Source organism: Mycoplasmatota bacterium, from assembly GCA_018394295.1.
Classification (GTDB): Bacteria; Bacillota_I; Bacilli_A; order Haloplasmatales; family Haloplasmataceae; genus JAENYC01.
The window spans coordinates 111783-131633 of the sequence record CP074573.1; the positions used below are offsets into that span (position 1 = coordinate 111783).

A 19851-nucleotide genomic window follows, 5' to 3' on the forward strand; every position below is an offset into this window, starting at 1 on the left:
ATGGCTACACGTGGAAGAAATAACACGTTGTCTATCATTGTCTGGTTTTTAGGTCTTTTAGGATGTGTTGGGTATATTGATTATTTTTATCCTTTAGGATTTTTTCCTTTAGTTGTGCCATTATTATTTTGGTTATTTGGTTCTAAATTTACAAAAATGCATTGTAAAGTTTATTTTAATGTATTGCTTACAGCGGTTATTATACATGTTGTTGGTACAGTCATTGACCAATTGCTTCTGTTATTTAAAGTAGATATATTTAGATTTATGTATTTAGGGTTGATCTATTTTTCCATTCTATGTTTATTTGGTTTAATTGCTGCTCTAAATAATAAAAAGTATCGACCTGAACTAGTTGTTCATGTATTTTAAAGATAAAAGATAGAACAGTCATGTTCTTTCTTTTAATTTAATTAAAAATGTAGTATAATATAGTGTCGGAATGAATCCCAAGGAGGAATTTGTATGTTTGAAAGATTAGACGCAATAGTTGAGCGTTATAATAAAGTAAATCATTTATTAGCGGACCCACAAATAGCAACTGATATTAAAAAATTAAAAGAATTATCAAAGGAATTAAGTTCATTAGATAAAGTTGTACAAAAATATAAAGAATATCAATCAATTGAAGATCAAGTAAAAGATTTGAAACAAATGTTAGATGATGATGAACCAGAAATTGTCGAGATGGCAGAAATGGAATTAGAAGAGTTAAAACCTAAATTACCAGAATTAGAAGAAGAACTAAAAATATTATTAATTCCAAAAGACCCGAATGATGAGAAAAACGTAATTGTTGAGATTCGTGGTGCAGCAGGTGGAGATGAAGCTAATATTTTCGCAGGTGATTTATATCGCATGTATTGTAAATATGCAGAAACCCATAATTGGAAAATTGAAATATTAAACGTTGAAGAAAGTGATGCTGGTGGGTTCTCACAAATTGAGTTCATGGTTTCAGGAGAATCTGTTTATTCCTATTTGAAATATGAATCAGGTGCTCATCGTGTCCAACGTGTTCCACAAACGGAAACACAAGGGCGTGTTCATACTTCAACAGCGGTTGTTTTAGTAATGCCAGAAGCAGAAGAAGTTGAAGTTGAATTAAATTTAGAGGATGTTAGAATTGATACGTTCTGTTCATCAGGTCCTGGTGGCCAATCTGTTAATACAACCAAGTCAGCCATTCGTGTGACGCATACGCCAACTGGTTTAGTTGTTTCATGTCAAGATGCAAAATCACAACATGAAAATAAAGCTAATGCCTTAAAGGTATTACGTGCACGTCTTTATGATTTAATTATGCGCGAAAAGAATGAAAAAGAAGGCGAAGAACGTCGCTCTAAGATTGGTTCAGGAGACCGTAGTGAAAAAATAAGAACGTATAATTATCCACAAAATCGTGTAACAGACCATCGTATTGGATTTACGATTCAACAATTAGATCGTGTAATGGAAGGAAAAGTTGGTCCTATTGTTGAGGCGTTGATAACTGAGGATCAAAAGCGTCAATTATCAGAAGATCCAAATCAACAATAAGTATTGTATCCTAAAAATCCACTCATAATATAATGAGGTGGATTTTTTTATGCATGGAATAGTAGTTTTAATTATAATAGGTGTTTTATATATTTTAATATTAAAAAATAAAATTAAAATAAATTTTATTACCTTATTTTTATTAGCGCTTATTGGTGTTTCTTCAGTTTACTTACTCACAAACATAAAAAAAACAAATGTGACCTATGTAAAAATGGAAACCCCAGAACAAATCAGTGAGATATGGAAAAATTATAGTAATCAGGTATTAGAAAATGATGTTCAATTAACACGGACATTAAATCCATACAAAGTATTAGATGAGAATTTAAGAGAACCTAATCAAGTCATTACAGATGATGAGAATATTTACAGTATTTCGGGTAGTAAAGTAGTGATAACGCAAGTTAAAGATTTAGATGTGATTCATGAAATTACTTATATAGGTCAACCTTTTAGACCGATGTTTTTATATGTTACTAATGAGAAGTTAATCGTTATTGGGGAGGCAGGAAAGAAAACACGAGGTTATATTTATAATAAGGGGGATTATAGTGAATTTAAAAATTTTCAGATGGATGCGACTTATATAACTAGTCGCTTAATAAATGATGAATTATTTATTGTATCGTCTAAAATACTTGATCATAAAATGAAAACAAAGGAACGACCTATCTATCGGTATAATGGAGTAACAAAATACGTACCTTATTCAAGTATTTATTATGTTAAAAATACCTATCCAAATAATTATGTGAATATAATGAAAACCAATATAAATAAAAAAGATGATCCAAAGATAATGAGTTATTTAGGATTAGGGCAAGTATTGTATTTTTCTCCAGCGCATATCTATATTGCTGAAGAACGGTATGCGAAAGACACAGGTAATTCCAATAAAACAATTTTAATAAAAATTAATAATCAAAATTTAAATATATCAGGGTTACAAGAAGTTTCTGGATATGTCTTAGATCAATATTCATTAAATGAATATAAAGGTAATTTACGGGTGGCAACCTCAACACATGATGAAAAGAATACAAAAGAGAGTAATCATGTGTATATTTTAAATGATGATATGAAGATTGTTGGTCGGTTAGAAAACTTTTCAGAAGGAAATGAAATTCAAGCAGCAGTTTTTATTAAAGATAAAGCCTATATAGAGACATTTAATATATTAGATCCGTTTTATGTGATTGATTTAAAAAATGAGAAAAAGCCAAAAATTATTAATGAATTAAAGTTTGAAGGGTATAATACAAATTTTGTACCATATGATGAGAATCATATTCTTGCTTTTGGTTTAGTGTTAAATAATAATAAACAATCGATTGGTTTAAAAGTTTCTTTATATGATGTAGAAGACCCACATAAGGTAACCATTATTTCCAAAGATACGATCATGTATAAAGATTACAACAGTGCCTATACCGATGTGTTATATGATTGTCAGTCATTATTATTAGATAGAGATAAAAATATTCTAGGATTTCCGATTGTCTATTGGATTAATGAAAAAGGAAAGGAAGTTGCCTATTATAAACAGTTTTACTCTATTTATCATGTGGATACGAAAGGGTTAAAAAAACTCGGTAAAATCAGTCATTATGAAAAAGCGATGTTTAATAATGTAGATGATGATATTAAACGTGGTTTAATTATTAATAATAAGATATATACAGTTTCTGATAAGTTGATTAAAGAAAATTCCTTAAATAAGTTGCGATTAATTAATGAAGTACATTTATAAAAGTTACTATTAAAGTAACTTTTTTAACTATGACTTTTCATTAATAATTTTTTTGTATATAATAAGGATATAGTGCAATAAATAGTAAATTAGATTCGTCTAATTGATGAGAGGAGTGGCATCTTGAGGGAACAGTCACAAATTGAAAAAGATATTGAACGATTAATTCAAGATTATGGAAATGATGTATTACGCCTGTCCTATATGTATTTAAAAGATAAACAGTTAGCAGAAGATGCCTTTCAAGAAGTATTTATCAAAATCTATCATAAGTGGGATAGTTTTCGACATGAAAGTAGTGAAAAGACTTGGATTATTAGAATTACAGTGAATGTCTGCAAAGACATGTTAAAAAACAATTGGATTAAAAAAGTATCTTTTTATGATACAGATGACATATTTACTAGAAATGAAGGAATAGATTATGTTGAAGAAGCGATAAATAAAAAAGAAATATATCAAGGGGTATTAACCTTACCTGATAAATATAAAGAAGTCATTTTATTATATTATTATAATGGATTTAGTGTTGCTGAGATTGCTTCTATTTTAGAGACGACAACAGGGACTGTTGGTAGTTTATTGTCTCGGGCAAGATCATTATTAAAACAAGTTTTGTGAGGTGAAAAGATGAATGAATTAGATGAATTAAAACAAATTATTGATGAAAATTTAGAACATATACAAGTAAGTAATCAATTAAAAAAGAGAACCTTAAAAGCAATTCAAAAGAGTGAAAATGGAATTTTAAACGAAAATAATATTTTCATTTTTATAAAAAGAAATTTTATGAAGACAGCAACCGTTTTTTCACTATTAGTGATTATATTTACGATAAGTATTAATTCCTATCTAAGTCAAAATAATCCTAAAAAGATTACACCCACAACAAATCCTAGATCACTTACACAATGTCCAGCAAAAAATGAATATGATTTCGATCAGTCATCAGAATCTGAATTGGAGTCGAATGATGATTGTCAAATAAATCCTTAAGGAGGTAGTATGAAAAAAATAGTATTGAGTTTTATGATTATGTTTTCTTTCTTGTTTTTATTTAGTTGTGAGGGACAATTAAATAAAAAGACAGAAACAGAAGTAAATATTTCTTCAAAAGAAGACTTGATTCGTTTATTAGAAAAATATCAAAAACATGATAGTAATATCGCGATATATGGAGATGCTGCAGAAGGTACTGAAAAAAGTAGTGATGAAAATAGTAGTAATCAAGACCGTGATTATTCTAAAACGAATACACAAGTCACAGGGGTTGATGAGGCCGATATTGTTAAAACAGATGGGACTTATATCTATTTACCAGTCCGTAATAAAGTTCTAATATCTAAAGCTTATCCAGTAAGTGAAATGAATCTTACTCATACAATAACTTATGAAGATGGTTTTTATCCAAATTCATTATATGTTGATAATGATTACCTTATTGTAATCGGAATAGATTATAATCGGGATGAAAACTACCGTTACTATTATGAGCCAACTTCTAGAATCATCATTTATGATAAAACAAATTATGAAACACCTAAAGATATTATTGATGTTGATGGTTATATAACAACAACACGTAAAGTAAATGGTGAATTATTAGTGATATCTAATCAGTATATCTATTATAATCCTAAAGATACTGATTCATTAAAATTACCTGAAGTAAGTATCAATGATACTAAGCACAACATGTCTTACGAAGATATCCATTATCAAGAAGGGACTTATCCAAATAGTTTTGTTTCTTTACTAAAATTTAATTTAGATAATCCTAATAATCATTTTGATCAATATACTTATTTAGGTTCAGCAAATAATGTTTATGTATCACAGGAAAATGTGTATGTTGCTCAATATATCTATCATTATGCATTCTTTATAGAGGATGACGCTGAGGAACCAGTTACAAGTGAAAGTAAATCAAGTGATGATGATGCAGTTTCTCCAGATGAAGAAGGTAATACAAATGGTAGTACAGGAGATGTAATCTCTTCGGATGAAGAAGTGGTGACTACTACAGAAGAAAAAGTAGTTGAAGAAAATCAAACGATTGTCACTAAAATTAATTATACTGATGAACAGTTCGGTGAAAGTAAGAGTGTAAAAGTGAAAGGTTATGTTAATAATCAGTTTTCAATGGATGAATATCAAAACACCTTTAGAATCGCAACGACAAGTGGTAATAGGTGGTGGGGTGATGGTTCATCAAATAACCTATACATTTATGATGAAAATTTAGAATTATTATCTAAGGTAGAAGGAATAGCGAAAAATGAGCGTATTCAATCAGCACGTTTTATGGGAGAACGAATTTATCTTGTGACCTTTAGACAAATTGACCCATTCTTTGTGATTGATGTAAAAGACCCTAGAAATCCAAAAATATTAGGAGAATTAAAAATACCTGGATATAGTACTTATCTACATCCATATGATGAAAATCACATCATAGGGTTTGGTTTTGATACAACAACCGTGATGTATGGTGATAATGAAGTGACCAGAATTACAGGAATTAAGATGTCCATGTTTGATGTGGAAGACCCTGAAAATCCAGTAGCTTTATTTAATGAAATCTTACCATTTGGTGAGGGTGGTTATGCTTATTCAGAATTAAGTTATAATCATAAAGCGATGTTATTTAGTAAAGCAAGAAATTTAATCGCCTTTCCACTGACTTTCTCATCCTATCATAATGAAGAGGGAAAATATCATTATTATCGTCATCAATCTTATAAAGTTTATCAAGTCGATTTAGAAAATGGATTTACTTTTAAAACAGATATAACGCATTTTGATACTGAAAAAGAAAATGGTTATCAATATGGATATCAAATTCTAAGAGGTATTTATATTGAGAATAATTTATATACTGTTTCATACTCAAAAATACAAGCACATAGTTTAACAACTTTTGAAGAACTAAATACATTAGATTTAGGATTTGATCCACATCATTATTATTATTGGTGGGGATATCCTGAAACAGATGAAGCAAAATAATAAGAAATAATATTTATACAAAAAAAGATACACAATATTAAACTGTACCCTATGTCAAGGACATATTGAAAAAAAGAATATATTATATTATGCTGCTTTAAGCTGATTCCTGAATTCAATAGGAGTCAGCTTATTTAGTTTCCACTGATATCTTTGGTGATTGTAATAGTACATATAATCATCTATTTTTAGTTCTACATCTTTTAATGTTTTACATTCTGAAAAGTCTATATAGTCTTTCATATGGCCAAAGAACGATTCTATAGGTGCATTATCCCAACAGTTACCTCTACGAGACATTGATTGAAGTAAGTTTCTTGACCTCACTTCTTTTGAGAATTTAGGACTTGTATAATGACTTCCTTGGTCCGAATGTATAATGGCATTTTCGGGTAAGTTTATATTGTCTAATTCTTTAACTGTATCCAATACAAAGTCAATTTTAAGATTATTTGATACCTTATAAGCAACTAATTCTTTCGTACTACCATCTAATATGGTAGATAAATATGCGAATCTATTATTATACCTTATATACGTAATATCAGTCAGTAACACCTTATATGGAGACTGCTGATCAAAGTTTCTATTTAAATGATTCTTGTGTACTCTATGGTTTTGATCTGCTTTTAACATCTGCTTATAAGGATCCTGTCTACGTATTTTACATACTAGACCATATTTACTCATAATTCTTCTAATGGACTTCAAATTCATGTTTTCCTTTAAATGCATCTTAATTTGTTTAGCACCATACTTTTTCTTTCCAACCTCAAATACTTCCTTGATGAGTTTAAATCTTTTCTTATCATTTTGTTCCTTTTTCATTCTATTCTTCTTTGATTTTTCTGAATGGTAGTTATAGTAACCACTTCTTGATACTTCTGCCACACTACATAAATAATCTTGTATTCCTGGTCTTCTAGATTTATGGATGACTTTTTTGATCATCTCAAATTTATCACTTTTTCTTATTTCTTTCCCATTCCTCCTTTCGCTTTCGTCGAGCTTTTTTAACATATCATTTTCCATTTCTATTAAAGCAATTTTAGCCTTTAATTTCTCAATCTCTTGTTCTTCGGTTTGAATTTCATGCTTATATCTTCCTCGATTATCTTTACGGGAATCATCAAGTGAAACAACGCCTCCGTCATTATAAAGTCTCTTCCATCTAGTTGCACATTGTTCTATTCGTTTCATCCCTATAATATCAACATCAAAACCATGTTCAATAAATATTTGACGTGGTAATTTTCCGCCTCTATATTCATGCATAAAGTCAATCTTGAATTCAAGGGTATAAGTAATAGATTTACTTGACACACGCTTAACATTTGGATTATTTTTTATTAGTTCAATTTCTGTTTCATTAAATACATTAATGCTCATATCCTCTTCTCCTTAATACACACTAAAACTATTATAACATACAAAAATACCCTATAGAGGGAACACTTTCTTTTTCAAAGTGTCCACACTATAGGGTATATTTTAATATTGTGTGTCTTTTTTCATCAATGAGGGTGTATACTCTTTTTTTATATTTCTTTAATTGCTTTTCATAAATATGTGCTTTATACTAAGACTATTAATAGTGTTTGAGGTGGATAAAAATGACAGTAAGAGAATTATTAAAGTATGGAGAGAAATTGGCAATTGATCATAATAAAGAAGGAAGTGCGATTAAGTTATTGTTAATGCATTTTTTAGAAAAAGAAAGTTATGAACTTATTATGAATATGGATAAAGCAGTGAATGAAACATTAGCCGCAAAGTATAAAGAAGGCGTTTCATTATATGTAATAGAGAATATCCCTGTTCAACATATTATCGGTTTTGAACATTTTTATGGTTATCAGTTTATTGTTGGACCTGAGGTACTTATTCCTCGCTTTGAAACTGAAGAATTAGTCGCAAAAGTTCTTTCATGTTATGATGAATATTTTCATAAAGAGCTAGTTGATGTGGTTGACGTTGGAACTGGTTCTGGAGCGATTGCGATCACATTAAGTTTAGAAGAAGAAATGATGAATGTTGATGCAACCGATATTAGCGAAGAAGCGTTAAAGGTTGCCAAAGAAAATGCGAAGAATTTAAACGCAAAGGTAAACTTTTTAAGTGGTGATATGTTAGAACCATTAATTGAATCAGGGAAAAAATATGATATTTTAGTTTCTAATCCTCCCTATATTCCTGAAGAAGAATATGTGGAATCATTAGTGAAAGATAATGAACCTCATCTTGCCTTATTTGGGGGAAATGATGGAATGGTTTTTTATGAGAAAATATTAAAGAACGCTCATCATATTTTAAAACCTAAAAGCATGATCGCTTTTGAACATGGGTGGAATCAAAAAGAAAAAATGGAAGTTTTGATTAAAAAATATTTTCCAAAATCAAAGTATGAGATTATTAAAGATATGAATGGTAAGGATAGAATAACGATTATATACAATTAGAGGTGATAAACATTAACGTTCTATTTGCTGTTTCAGAATAACCATTATATGCGAAAACTGGTGGTTTAGCTGATGTAGCGGGGTCTTTACCAAAAAGTTTAAGTTTAGCGGGATGTAATATAAGGGTTGTAATGCCAAAATATAAAAGTATATCTTTAAATTATCAAGAGGAATTTAAAAGAGAAAAAGAATTTACAATTGATTTGAATAATGATGAGATTAATTGTGTACTTGAAAGCTATCAGTATCAAGATATAAAGTATTATTTTATTGATCATGAATATTATAATCGAGATAAGATTTATGGATATTCTGATGACGGTGCTCGTTTTGCGCTTTTTTCTAAAGCTGTCTTAGAAATGATTAGTCATATTAAGTTTATACCTAAAATTATTCATATAAATGATTGGCATTTAGGATTATTACCTCTGTTTTTACAAGTTCAATACAAAAATAACAAGGATTATCAAAATATTAAAACCGTGTTAACGATTCATAATTTACAATATCAAGGTAGTTTTGATAGACCATTGTTAGATTATTGTATGCTAGGTGATGAGGTATTTGAGTTAACTAATCATCATAACTTAGTTAATTTCTTAAAAACAGGAATTACCTTAGTTGATTGCGTAACAACGGTCAGTAAAACATATTCTGAAGAAATCAAGACAAAGACTTATGGTGATGGATTAGAAAAAATCTTAAGTGAAAAAAAAGAGGTCATAGGGATTTTAAATGGTTTAGATATAAATGATTTTGATCCAAAGACAGATGAATTGATTAAAAAAAATTATGATTTAAGCAGAATGAGTCCAAAGAAAATAAACAAATCCTTTCTCCAAACCTTTTTTAGTTTACCTAAGAAAGATGTTCCCATAATAGTAATGATATCTCGACTAGTAACACAAAAGGGATTAGATATAATTTTGAAGGGATTTCATGATTTGATGAATTTAGATTGTCAATTCATTATTTTAGGTTGTGGAGAACCTCATTATGAACATACTTTAAAAGATTTAAGTAAAATATATCCTCATAAATTTAAAATCATGATTGATTTTAACCCAACATTGGCTAGATTTATGTATGCAGGTGGAGACTTCTTACTTATGCCATCTCTATTTGAACCCTGTGGATTAACTCAACTAATCGCAATGCGGTATGGTACGATTCCTATTGTAAGAGAAACAGGTGGCTTAAAGGATACTGTTGAGGTATATAATGAAATAACACAGAGTGGCTATGGATTTGGATTTCAATCCTTAAATGAAAGAGACATGATAAATGTGATAAAATATGCATTTGAAGTTTATCAAAATAAAAAGGTATTTAAAACATTAAGACAGAATGCGATGAAACAAGATTTTAGTTGGAGGGTATCAGCTAAAACTTATAAAACCCTATATGAAAAGTTATTAGATAAAAACACGTAGCAAGTGCTACGTGTTTATTGATATATAATAAAAGTAATATCAGTAAAAGTATAACGGTAATGAATATTTCTTTATCCGTATTTTACAACATTATGTTATTGTATTGATGGTTAAATATGGTAATATAATAGTTAAGTATCGTTATATAGTAACATTATTTAAGAATGAACAATTATACATTCATAGAACCTTTTTAGAAGGAACAGAGCGTGGATAGGTGATAGTTTATGATAATGTTAATAAAGGTTGGAGAGTAATAGGTTCTAAAACACCATCACGAATAGGTGGAGTTTTTCTAAGTCCAAGGCTAACACAGATAATTAAAAAATTATCTGGTATCTAAGAAATGGAGGTATATTCATGAGATTTATTGAGAAATTAATAAGTAAATATGCTATATATTGTCCTTATTGTAATGATGAGTTATATTGGAATGCTTCATTTAAAGATACAGATATATTAGAATGCAAAACATGTAAATTATATTTTAAGTATAAAGGAAACAAAAAGCAGTATAAATGATAAGATAGATATGTACAGAAGTGATCACTTTAAAATGTACAGTTAATATAGTATAATTTCATAGTTAATCAATGGGAGGACAACTAATGATACTAAACTATGAAATAGATACTAATATAGAAATACAGAAATTAACTGATTTGAAGGTATTAAAGAATTTAATGGAAACAACAAACTTAAAGGTAAATAAAAGTCGATTAGCAAGAGAGTTAAATGTTGATAGAAGAACGATAAGTAAGTACATTAATGGTTATGAGAAGTCTAAAAATAGAAAACGATCAAGTATAGTAGATGATTATTACTACTTAATTAAAGATTTACTCAATGATAAAATAAAAGTTTTTGAATATAAAAAAGTGCTTTGGCAGTATCTTAGTGATAATTATGGACTAAAATGTGCTGAATCATCATTTAGGCGATATATAAGTAAAACACCAGAATTTCAAGAGTACTTTGATCAAAAGAAAAAAAGTGCTATCAAAGCACCTTCAGTTATACGTTATGAAACAGATAAAGGTCACCAAGCACAGCTAGATTGGAAAGAATCAATGAATTTCGTGCTTGATACAGGAGAAGTCATCACAATCAATATATTCGTTTTATTATTGAGTTACTCAAGGTTTAGAGTTTATAGATTATCATTAACTAAATCTCAAGACATACTGTTTAACTTCATAGACGAAGCATTTCAAGCATTTGGTGGTGTACCTCATGAAATACTAACTGATAATATGAAAACAGTAATGGATGTACCAAGAACTGAATATTCAAAAGGAAAAGTAAATAATAAATTTCAACAATTCGCTAATGATTATGGATTTGAAGTTAAACCCTGTATCGCAGGCAGACCAAATACAAAAGCAAAGGTTGAATCCCCTATGAAAATTTTAGATGAATTAAAAGCATATAGTGGTGATTTAAATTATGAACAATTAGTAAAAAAGGTACAAGAAATAAACAACAGAGAAAACAGTAGGTTACATAGAGCTTATGATATGATTCCACTATTTGGCCTACAAAATGAAAAAGATTTCTTACAGTCCCCTCCACGAGACACGATAAGAAATCCATACTTGATTAAAACCATAACAGCGAAAGTAAACTCATCATCAATGATTAGTTATAAGGGTAATCAATATTCGGTACCACCTAAATATATGAACCGTACACTTCAACTGCAGGTATATGATAATCAAATTCACATATATTCTAACACAAATTTGGTGACAATACACTCGTTAAGTAGTAAAAAGTTGAATTATTTAGAGGAGCACTATATACAGATTGCCAGAATGACTCTATCTTTTGATGATGAAGACATTCAAAAATTCGCAAAAGAAAATCTTAACAAGATAGGAGAACGTTATAAATAATGACAACAGCACACGAGCAATTAATCTCAAATTTAGAATATTTAAAATTAAAAGAAATGAAAAATCATTTAGACGATACTATTAACTTTATTAATAAAAATAATCTATCGTTCGTTGATGGGCTTATTAAGTTAACAACATATGAAATTGATTATAAAGAGGCTAGTATGATCAAAGCTATGGTTAAAGTAGGGGCGTTCCCCCATTACAAAGAATTGAAGGATTTTGACTTCTCTTTCCAAGAAAATATAAACAAAGAACAAATATTAGATTTTGAGAGTCATAGATTCATCCATCAATGCGAGAACATCGTTTTTATGGGAACGAGTGGTGTTGGTAAAACCCACTTATCTACATCAATAGGTATATCCGCTGCGAAGAAGCGTATATCAACATACTTTATAAAATGTAATAATTTGATAGCCCAGTTAAAGAAAGCTAAGTTAGAAAATCGCTTAAACGATAGGCTCAAGCATTTTACCAAGTACAAATTATTGATTATTGACGAACTAGGTTATTTACCTATCGACAAAGAAGATTCTAAATTGTTCTTTCAGCTAATAGATAGACGATATGAAAAACGAAGTACGATAATTACAACCAACATTAACTTTTCTAATTGGGATGATATTTTTAAAGACCCTATAATAGCTAACGCCATTCTTGATCGAGTTCTTCATCATGCTCATGTAGTTAACATTACAGGTAAATCTTATCGACTTAAAAATTACTTTATCGAAGAAAATTAAAAATGTACATTATTAAATGATCAAAAATGTACATTCTTATCTTGACATTTATAAAGCAGTTAATAATAGATGAAAATCATATTAACATAATTAATAATTTAAAAGATAGTATGAAGGGGAATTATATAGAATCATATAATAAAACAAGTGAGTATTATTCTCCTGAATGGATAAAAAAATTAAGAAAGAAAAAATAATAATTTGAAATTAAACTTCAAAATGATTTGAAGTCTTTTTATTTAAACAAACCAAGAGATTGATTCTCTTTCATTTTATTTTTAACAAATATTATATATTAACTGAAATTAAGGTTTTAAGTATATCAAACCAATATAATGACAGTATATAAAGTTTTTTAAACTCTAAATCATATCAAGTAGATAATAATCATGATTATTTTCTATCAAAAGAACAATAAGAAGTACTATTAAAGCTTTAAGTATTTAAACAATAATGTATGATTCTTGAAAAATATTAGTCAAACCCTTTATAAATTTAATGCGAGGTATTAGGTTCATAAAAAACAAAATAAAATTATGAAAAAGGTTATATATGTAAGGTATAGCAGATTAAATCTTAGCGTGATATAATACATGATAGAAACAACTATTGCCCCTATAAAGAATCTTAAAATATAAACTAATGTATTTTATGATATATAACAAAATCTGTCAAGGAAATGAACTTTATACTTGATAAACAGTTCTTTGCCTCTGGTCCAATATCTACAGATAATGATGCTAATAAAGCTTAAAAAAGATAGGTCAAAATGGATTGGATGCTTTTAAAAAAGCTGTGATTAAGGGATTAAGTAATATTCCAAATGGATATATATATGAATTAAAATTGTTTAATAAACAATATGCTAATTATAGATTTTATAGAAATGTAAATGAATATGGTGACATTATATTTGATTACTTTGGTAAAGAATTACATTAAGGAGTAAATTACATGGAACTTGATGAATTGATAATAAAACATAATATTAAAAAAAGGTCATTTAAATGTTATGAAGAGTACATGAAAAATTATAAACTGGAAGATCCTAATGATTATGAAGACCTTTTTCTGTCAAAAAATATTAATGAAGTAGAGTTAAGGATTCACAGTATTGCTTATGTTATAAATTGTTATTTTGATAAAGATATTAGATATTTAGCTTCAACAATAAGATTGATATATGATGATATAGAATTCGCTGAATATAAAGTTTTTTTTAACTTACATGGGGAAATAGAAGATGATTATTTAATAGAGATATAAAATTATAACTATATAGAAATATTAAATATATCTTATATTATCGAAATAAAATTAAGGGAAAACTATGGATTATATGAGAAAATTAGTTATAATTTAAACTTTATTCTGAGGGGTGCAGTAATGCAATACCCGCAAGTGGTAAGTTTGCAAGGGTAATGCCAGCCGAATATGCAGATGACTTATTAAAAGGAACAGGCAAACTATCAGGAGGTCCTGAGGCATTCATTACAGCTGCAGATGATTTAGCGGGTATAAACACTATAGAAGGTGCTGCTAAAAGACTGACATTATTGGAGCCTTCTGGAGCATTAAGGTTAGATGGAAATGCAATAGTAGAGTTCCGATTAAAAAGCGTTAAAGGTATACGTTCACCATATAATAGAACATACCCAGGATTTATAAATGGTGGATTAACTGGTGGTGGAGCACGAGAGTGGATTGTAGATAGTGGCGTGCAAATATATGATGTTACGGTAAGATATTTAAGGTAGGTGTACTTATGGTTTGTAAATGTGATAATAATGATATAATTTCAAATGGAAAAGAAATTTTAGAATACAAAACTAATTTAAGTAAATTAGAAGTGAATTCATATAAATGGAGAATACTCTTTAGATGCCTAACATGTGGTACTTTTTGGGAACAACAACACTATGGCGGTACATATGATGAAGCACCGCATTTAGTTAAAGTATCACAAGAGTATGTAAATGAAAATTGGGGTAACAAGTATTTTAATAATTAGTTATGTAATTGCGCATTTGAAGAACTCAAGAGATTTCCCGTCTCTTGTGTTTTGTTTTTAACTGATATATTTTATTAAAACCAAGCAGACACAAAAGGTAAATGACATATTTGATGATATGTGTTTACCAGTTGAAAAAGAATATCCTGTTAATATTGAAATACAGAAAGTAATAGGCTTATAATTTTTCATACTTTAAGTTAAATAGTAATAGGAGAGAAACATGGAAGAATTAGGATTATTATATGAAATAAATGGTTATATTAATAATAAATATTCTTATGCGGATATAAAAAAAATAGTCGAAAGTCTAAATATTACTGAAGGTAAAATAAGATTATATAATCTAAATATTGAAAGTGATTATGAAGATATTATAAACTACAATGAGGAATTCTTAATGCTTGATTATGAAAATATTAGCATAATAAACATTGAAGTTTACTTAGTTCATGATATATATTTTAGATGTATTTGTTATAATAGAAGTTTAGATTGTAGAATCCTTGTTACATACTGTGAAGATAAATCATATTCCATTAGTTTATTATTTAATTATTCAAATTTTATTGAAATTGGTATAGACACCAATGAAATTAATAAAAGAAAAGAATATATAAATAAAGTTGAAAATTTTTTTTATTCGAGTAATTTATTTCTATATGGTTTTAGTGGTGTTGAAACGTATCCAGTTTATATTGAAAAAAACTGTGAATTTCATGTTTTCCCTTTAACAAATTGTTATTTTAGTAAACTTATTATTGATACTGAAATAATGGATATAATAAAAGATATCGATAAAAATTTAATAAATAATGTATATGCCAAAAACATTATTATCGGTCATCATTTTAATGTAAATAACTTATTACCGAATGAAGACAAAAAGAAAAGTTTTATTAAAGCATTGAAAATTATAGAGGATAAAACAAAAACATATTTATATAATTAAATGGTGGGTAGTCATAACATTTCGTTATGGCTGCTATTTTTATTCAAGTAAACAAACAGAGATCGAGTCTCTTGTGTTTTATTTTTAACTGATATAATTTGTTATCAATATGTTAAAAATCAAGCAGACACAAGAGATTTTATTTTAAATAAAATTATTAACATGATATACTAGCAAGTAGAAAATAAATTTGGTCCTAACGCTTTAGTAGATGAAGTTACATTAGCTAATACTCTAGCACATGAACTAATCCATGCGAGAAGTTTTCAAAGAGATGATTAGTTCCAGAATCAACAGCATATGCAGCTGAAGATGCTCTGGTATATTATATTAGAGGAATGAGGTAATAAAATGTTTATACCATATAATTCAATTCACGAGATTGAAGTACAAAATCTTATAGAAATAATTAATGAAAATAATATTATTTTTCCATATCAATGTCCTAATTGTAAAGAAATAGATACGCATATATATTTTCACAAAAATAATAATAGTGAAATTGGTGGAATATGGATTTGGTGTGGTTCATGTAAACATTATTTACACGGAAGTATAATTCCTCCTACTTGGTGGAAAAATTACTCATTAATTACTACCGAGGACTTGTATGCTGAACCATATAAACTAGATAGTGTTAAAAACGAATTGGATAAACATTTTAATGAATTATATAAAATGAATTTTTAAGCTTAAGGTAGTCATAACAATATGTTATGGCTTCTTTTTTATTTAAGCAAACAAACAGATATTGAGTCTATTGTGTTTTGTTTCTTAACTAATATATTTTATTAAAACCAAGCAGACACAAGAGAATTGAGTTTAAATATAAAAAATTTAACTTATTTTATTTTTCAAAAAAATCAATTTTATTATATACTAACTGAAATTAAAGTTTTAAGTTTATCAAATTAATATAAAGACAGTATATAAAGTATTTTAAATTGTAAATCATATCAAGTTAATTAAGATAATAATCATGATTATTTACTATCAAAACAACAATAAGAAGTACTATTAAAGTAAATGGATGGGTAGGTGATGCTATTGATGTAGTTAAAATGCTTGATGGAATGCTGACATCTCTTGATAATACAAGGTTGTTATCAGCAAAATATGCAGGAATAAATGTTAATGCAAGAGTTCATAATTTTAATGATGCTTTACCACTTGATTTGGTTGATAGATTTACAACAAAAGGAGGTATTCCAACCACATGGGGAGATGCAGTAAATTTAAAAATCGGTAATCAAAATTCTCTTTATAGAAATACATATCCAAGTGGATCTTGGATAACAGGATGGAATGGATGGTGATTTATTTGAATAATAAATTTTGTATTAAAAAAGAAGATTTACCTAATGGATTTGAATATCCACAATCTTATTATAGAATCATTAATCTTAATTTAGTTGATTTTGATGTGTGGTATTTATTGTGGGATGAAAGATTAATAAATAGATACAATGGCTTAAAGACAAGATATCCTAATCGGAGTCTAATACCTTTTGCAAAAAGAGATGATAATGATGACATTGCATGTTTTGAATTAGGAAAAGGTGAAGGTGTCTTTATTATTCATGATTTTGCTTCTCCAGGTTATGAAGAAAGACAAATTTTTGAGGATATCTTTGAGTGGTTAAAATATACGATTGTTGAGATGAAAAACTTTGATTAAGTAAATTAATTATAGAGCCATAAATAATTTAGCTAGGCTATGTGTTTTAATATTCATATATTTTTACCAAATATTTGAAATACTTGGGGCTTTCCTATATAATAAAAGAAGATAGAAGTTTAAAATACTATATAAAATTTCATGATTGAAAGGGGGGGGATTTAATGAAGAAACAATTAATTATTTTCACAGATATGGAAGGAGCATCAGGTATTTTTGATGAAAATTCTAAAACCATGATTCACGGAACTGAAGAATGGAGAAATGTAGGAAGAGAATATATGACAACTGATGTTTTAGCGGTGTGTGAGGCAGCTAATGAATTTGGTATTGATGAAATATTAATTTATGATGGACATTTTGCTGGAGATCCAGAACATAATATCATAATAGAGAAATTGCCCTCAAATGTGAAATTCTTTGATACACCAGATAGGTGCTTTGACTGGAGAAGAATTCGAGGACAAGCAGAATGGGAACCATATGGAATTATTACCGTTGGTCAACATGCAAGGTATGGTGAAGAAAATGCTTATTTTCCTCATACCATACAAAGTCCACCAATAAAAGAGTTAACTATAAATGGCATACATATTGCTGAAATTGGGACTGCAGTACTTAATTTTCAAGGTGTAAGATATATAGCTAATGTAGGTTGTCAAGCATCGATGAAAGAAGCAAGAGAATTAAGTGATACGGTTGCTACTATTCCAATAAAAGATAAAGCAAAAGGTTGGGAACCAGGAATTAAAGAAACATTTCCTATTATAAAAAATGGTGTTTTAGAAGCACTAAGAAATAGTGAAAATATAAAAGTTGTTAATATTAAAGAACCTTATGAGTTTTCAATGACATTAACTGAAGAGTTTAGATATAATATTCCTGATAGTATTAGTTGGAAAGGAAGTTTTGATAAAAGTAAATCCATCTGGGAAGCACCAAGCGTAGAGATAGGATTAGAGATATTTCATTATGTTAGAGAATATATTATAAAAGATAATTCATAGTATTTTACAGTAGATAAATTGATATCATATGAAGAACTTTTTGAAGTTAAAAATATATTAATAAAATTAAGAAATTAACGGGGGAGAATATGAGATTAATATTATTATTATCAAATTTAAGGTTAACAAAGTTTTTATTAGGTAATCAAAATAAACTGAAAACACATTTTGTGTATTTTCAGTTTCACTTTATCAGTTTTTTTCTATTGATTAGTCTATTTAATCTGGAATATAATCATTTATTTATCATTTTTATTATTTTTCTTGTTGGAGAAATCTTTTTAATTTTTAATTGCTTAAAAAATAAAAACAATCCAAATAAGTATTTATTAAATGCTAATTTCTTTTTATATGGAATTAGAATATCACTTATATATTTATCATTAGTATTTAATAATGGTAATTATATGATACTATTGTATATTTTATTAATTAGTATTAGTATCTATTTCTTTTTAAATGTAATTAGAAAATTACATAAATCTTTATCATTAGTATTTAATAATACAAGTAAATATATGATACTATTGTATATTTTATTAATTAGTATTGGTATCTATTTCTTTTTATATGTAAATAGAATACCACTTATATTTTTATCATTAGTATTTAATAATGAAAGTAATTATGTGATACTATTGTATATTTTATTAATTAGTATTAGTATCTATAAACCATTATTTAAAATTAATCTATTGACTAAAGAATTGAAATATAATAATTTTATAGGATTATATATCATCGTATTTATAACATTAATTTTTAATCAAATTTTATCTTTTCAAAACTACTTATTACTTTTAATAACCTTTTTAGTAACTATTTTTGCTAGTACTTACACCTTTGGTTTTAAAAGGTTGGTAAATAAGCCTAAATCTAAACTTTATAAGAAGGATTTAGAAGAAAGGAAATTATTTATTGATACAATAGAATATAATAACGATTTTATGGGAATTAAAGTTGATAAGGATTTCAAATTAATAACCTGTTATAATATGAGAAAAATTATAAAAAATATTTTATTTTATATGTTTTTATTTATTCTAACAGGATTAATTATTAATCGTACCTTTCTTTATTTTAATGGTGAGATATCTAATAAACTTGTTTTTCATATTATTAACATGATATTGCTTATGTTGTTTTTGGCATTAATAATCAGAATTTTTGTAGACAAAGATCAGTTTAAATATCAAATGTTAGAATCTCAAGATCATTTATATTTAATTATCAATAAGAATTTGAATCATGTTGATATTAAAAAGAAAAAAAACAATATATGTATTTCAGGATTAGATCTGTATAAAGTAAAGGTTAACGATAAAAAATATCATTTTCTTGTAAATTCTTAGGATGAATGATAAAC

Annotated in this window: 21 protein-coding genes and 1 pseudogene; 21 read left to right on the forward strand and 1 reads right to left on the reverse strand. The window is 27.6% G+C overall.

Features of this window, described 5'->3' with window-relative positions:
* From KHQ81_00520 to KHQ81_00545, 6 genes are all read left to right on the forward strand, one after another.
* Entirely contained in the window at window positions 1–372 is a 372-nt protein-coding gene (locus KHQ81_00520; GenBank protein ID QVK18237.1) for a hypothetical protein, read from the forward strand.
* Window positions 373–465: 93 nt separating this feature from the next.
* Window positions 466–1539 (forward strand): peptide chain release factor 1, encoded by a 1074-nt coding sequence (gene prfA / locus KHQ81_00525; GenBank protein ID QVK18238.1) that lies wholly within the window; start codon window positions 466–468, stop codon window positions 1537–1539.
* 49 nt (window positions 1540–1588) lie between these two features.
* On the forward strand, window positions 1589–3292 hold the full coding sequence (locus KHQ81_00530; protein ID QVK18239.1) for a beta-propeller domain-containing protein: 1704 nt from the start codon (window positions 1589–1591) through the stop codon (window positions 3290–3292).
* 141 nt (window positions 3293–3433) lie between these two features.
* Window positions 3434–3913 carry a sigma-70 family RNA polymerase sigma factor gene (locus tag KHQ81_00535; protein ID QVK19510.1) on the forward strand — a complete coding sequence of 160 codons (480 nt, stop codon included), beginning with the start codon at window positions 3434–3436 and terminating at the stop codon, window positions 3911–3913.
* 9 nt (window positions 3914–3922) lie between these two features.
* On the forward strand, window positions 3923–4288 hold the full coding sequence (locus KHQ81_00540) for a hypothetical protein (GenBank protein QVK18240.1): 366 nt from the start codon (window positions 3923–3925) through the stop codon (window positions 4286–4288).
* 9 nt (window positions 4289–4297) lie between these two features.
* On the forward strand, window positions 4298–6301 hold the full coding sequence (locus tag KHQ81_00545) for a beta-propeller domain-containing protein (protein ID QVK18241.1): 2004 nt from the start codon (window positions 4298–4300) through the stop codon (window positions 6299–6301).
* Between the two features lie 87 nt (window positions 6302–6388).
* Here the strand turns inward: KHQ81_00545 and KHQ81_00550 are convergent, their stop codons facing one another.
* Window positions 6389–7690 carry an IS3 family transposase gene (locus KHQ81_00550; GenBank protein ID QVK18242.1) on the reverse strand — a complete coding sequence of 434 codons (1302 nt, stop codon included), beginning with the start codon at window positions 7688–7690 and terminating at the stop codon, window positions 6389–6391.
* 224 nt (window positions 7691–7914) lie between these two features.
* Here KHQ81_00550 and prmC point away from each other — a divergent pair, with 224 nt between their 5' ends.
* The 15 genes and pseudogenes from prmC (at window position 7915) to KHQ81_00625 (ending at window position 19837) form a co-directional block, all read left to right on the forward strand.
* Complete coding sequence (prmC, locus tag KHQ81_00555) at window positions 7915–8760, forward strand: peptide chain release factor N(5)-glutamine methyltransferase (GenBank protein ID QVK18243.1); 846 nt, start codon at window positions 7915–7917, stop codon at window positions 8758–8760.
* A gap of 47 nt (window positions 8761–8807) precedes the next feature.
* Window positions 8808–10193: pseudogene (locus tag KHQ81_00560) on the forward strand (glycogen synthase).
* 360 nt (window positions 10194–10553) lie between these two features.
* Window positions 10554–10715, forward strand: coding sequence for a hypothetical protein (locus KHQ81_00565; protein QVK18244.1), 162 nt, complete (start codon window positions 10554–10556; stop codon window positions 10713–10715).
* A gap of 86 nt (window positions 10716–10801) precedes the next feature.
* A complete protein-coding gene (istA, locus tag KHQ81_00570; protein QVK18245.1) occupies window positions 10802–12088 on the forward strand; it encodes an IS21 family transposase in 1287 nt (428 codons plus the stop codon).
* Window positions 12088–12837, forward strand: coding sequence for an IS21-like element helper ATPase IstB (gene istB, locus KHQ81_00575; protein QVK18246.1), 750 nt, complete (start codon window positions 12088–12090; stop codon window positions 12835–12837). The genes istA and istB overlap by 1 nt, the downstream gene beginning before the upstream one ends.
* Window positions 12838–13611: 774 nt before the next feature.
* Window positions 13612–13779: a hypothetical protein gene (locus KHQ81_00580; GenBank protein QVK18247.1), complete on the forward strand. Its 168-nt coding sequence runs from the start codon at window positions 13612–13614 to the stop codon at window positions 13777–13779.
* A 12-nt stretch (window positions 13780–13791) separates the two neighbouring features.
* Window positions 13792–14103 carry a hypothetical protein gene (locus KHQ81_00585; GenBank protein QVK18248.1) on the forward strand — a complete coding sequence of 104 codons (312 nt, stop codon included), beginning with the start codon at window positions 13792–13794 and terminating at the stop codon, window positions 14101–14103.
* 155 nt (window positions 14104–14258) lie between these two features.
* Entirely contained in the window at window positions 14259–14594 is a 336-nt protein-coding gene (locus KHQ81_00590) for a hypothetical protein (GenBank protein ID QVK18249.1), read from the forward strand.
* An 8-nt stretch (window positions 14595–14602) separates the two neighbouring features.
* A complete protein-coding gene (locus tag KHQ81_00595; protein ID QVK18250.1) occupies window positions 14603–14848 on the forward strand; it encodes a hypothetical protein in 246 nt (81 codons plus the stop codon).
* Between the two features lie 223 nt (window positions 14849–15071).
* Window positions 15072–15800 (forward strand): hypothetical protein, encoded by a 729-nt coding sequence (locus tag KHQ81_00600; GenBank protein ID QVK18251.1) that lies wholly within the window; start codon window positions 15072–15074, stop codon window positions 15798–15800.
* 351 nt (window positions 15801–16151) lie between these two features.
* A complete protein-coding gene (locus KHQ81_00605) occupies window positions 16152–16490 on the forward strand; it encodes a hypothetical protein (protein QVK18252.1) in 339 nt (112 codons plus the stop codon).
* Window positions 16491–16816: 326 nt separating this feature from the next.
* Window positions 16817–17116 (forward strand): hypothetical protein, encoded by a 300-nt coding sequence (locus KHQ81_00610; protein ID QVK19511.1) that lies wholly within the window; start codon window positions 16817–16819, stop codon window positions 17114–17116.
* Entirely contained in the window at window positions 17110–17478 is a 369-nt protein-coding gene (locus tag KHQ81_00615) for a hypothetical protein (GenBank protein QVK19512.1), read from the forward strand. The genes KHQ81_00610 and KHQ81_00615 overlap by 7 nt, the downstream gene beginning before the upstream one ends.
* Window positions 17479–17642: 164 nt before the next feature.
* Window positions 17643–18485: a M55 family metallopeptidase gene (locus KHQ81_00620; protein QVK18253.1), complete on the forward strand. Its 843-nt coding sequence runs from the start codon at window positions 17643–17645 to the stop codon at window positions 18483–18485.
* 89 nt (window positions 18486–18574) lie between these two features.
* On the forward strand, window positions 18575–19837 hold the full coding sequence (locus KHQ81_00625; protein ID QVK18254.1) for a hypothetical protein: 1263 nt from the start codon (window positions 18575–18577) through the stop codon (window positions 19835–19837).
* Window positions 19838–19851 lie beyond the last annotated feature (14 nt).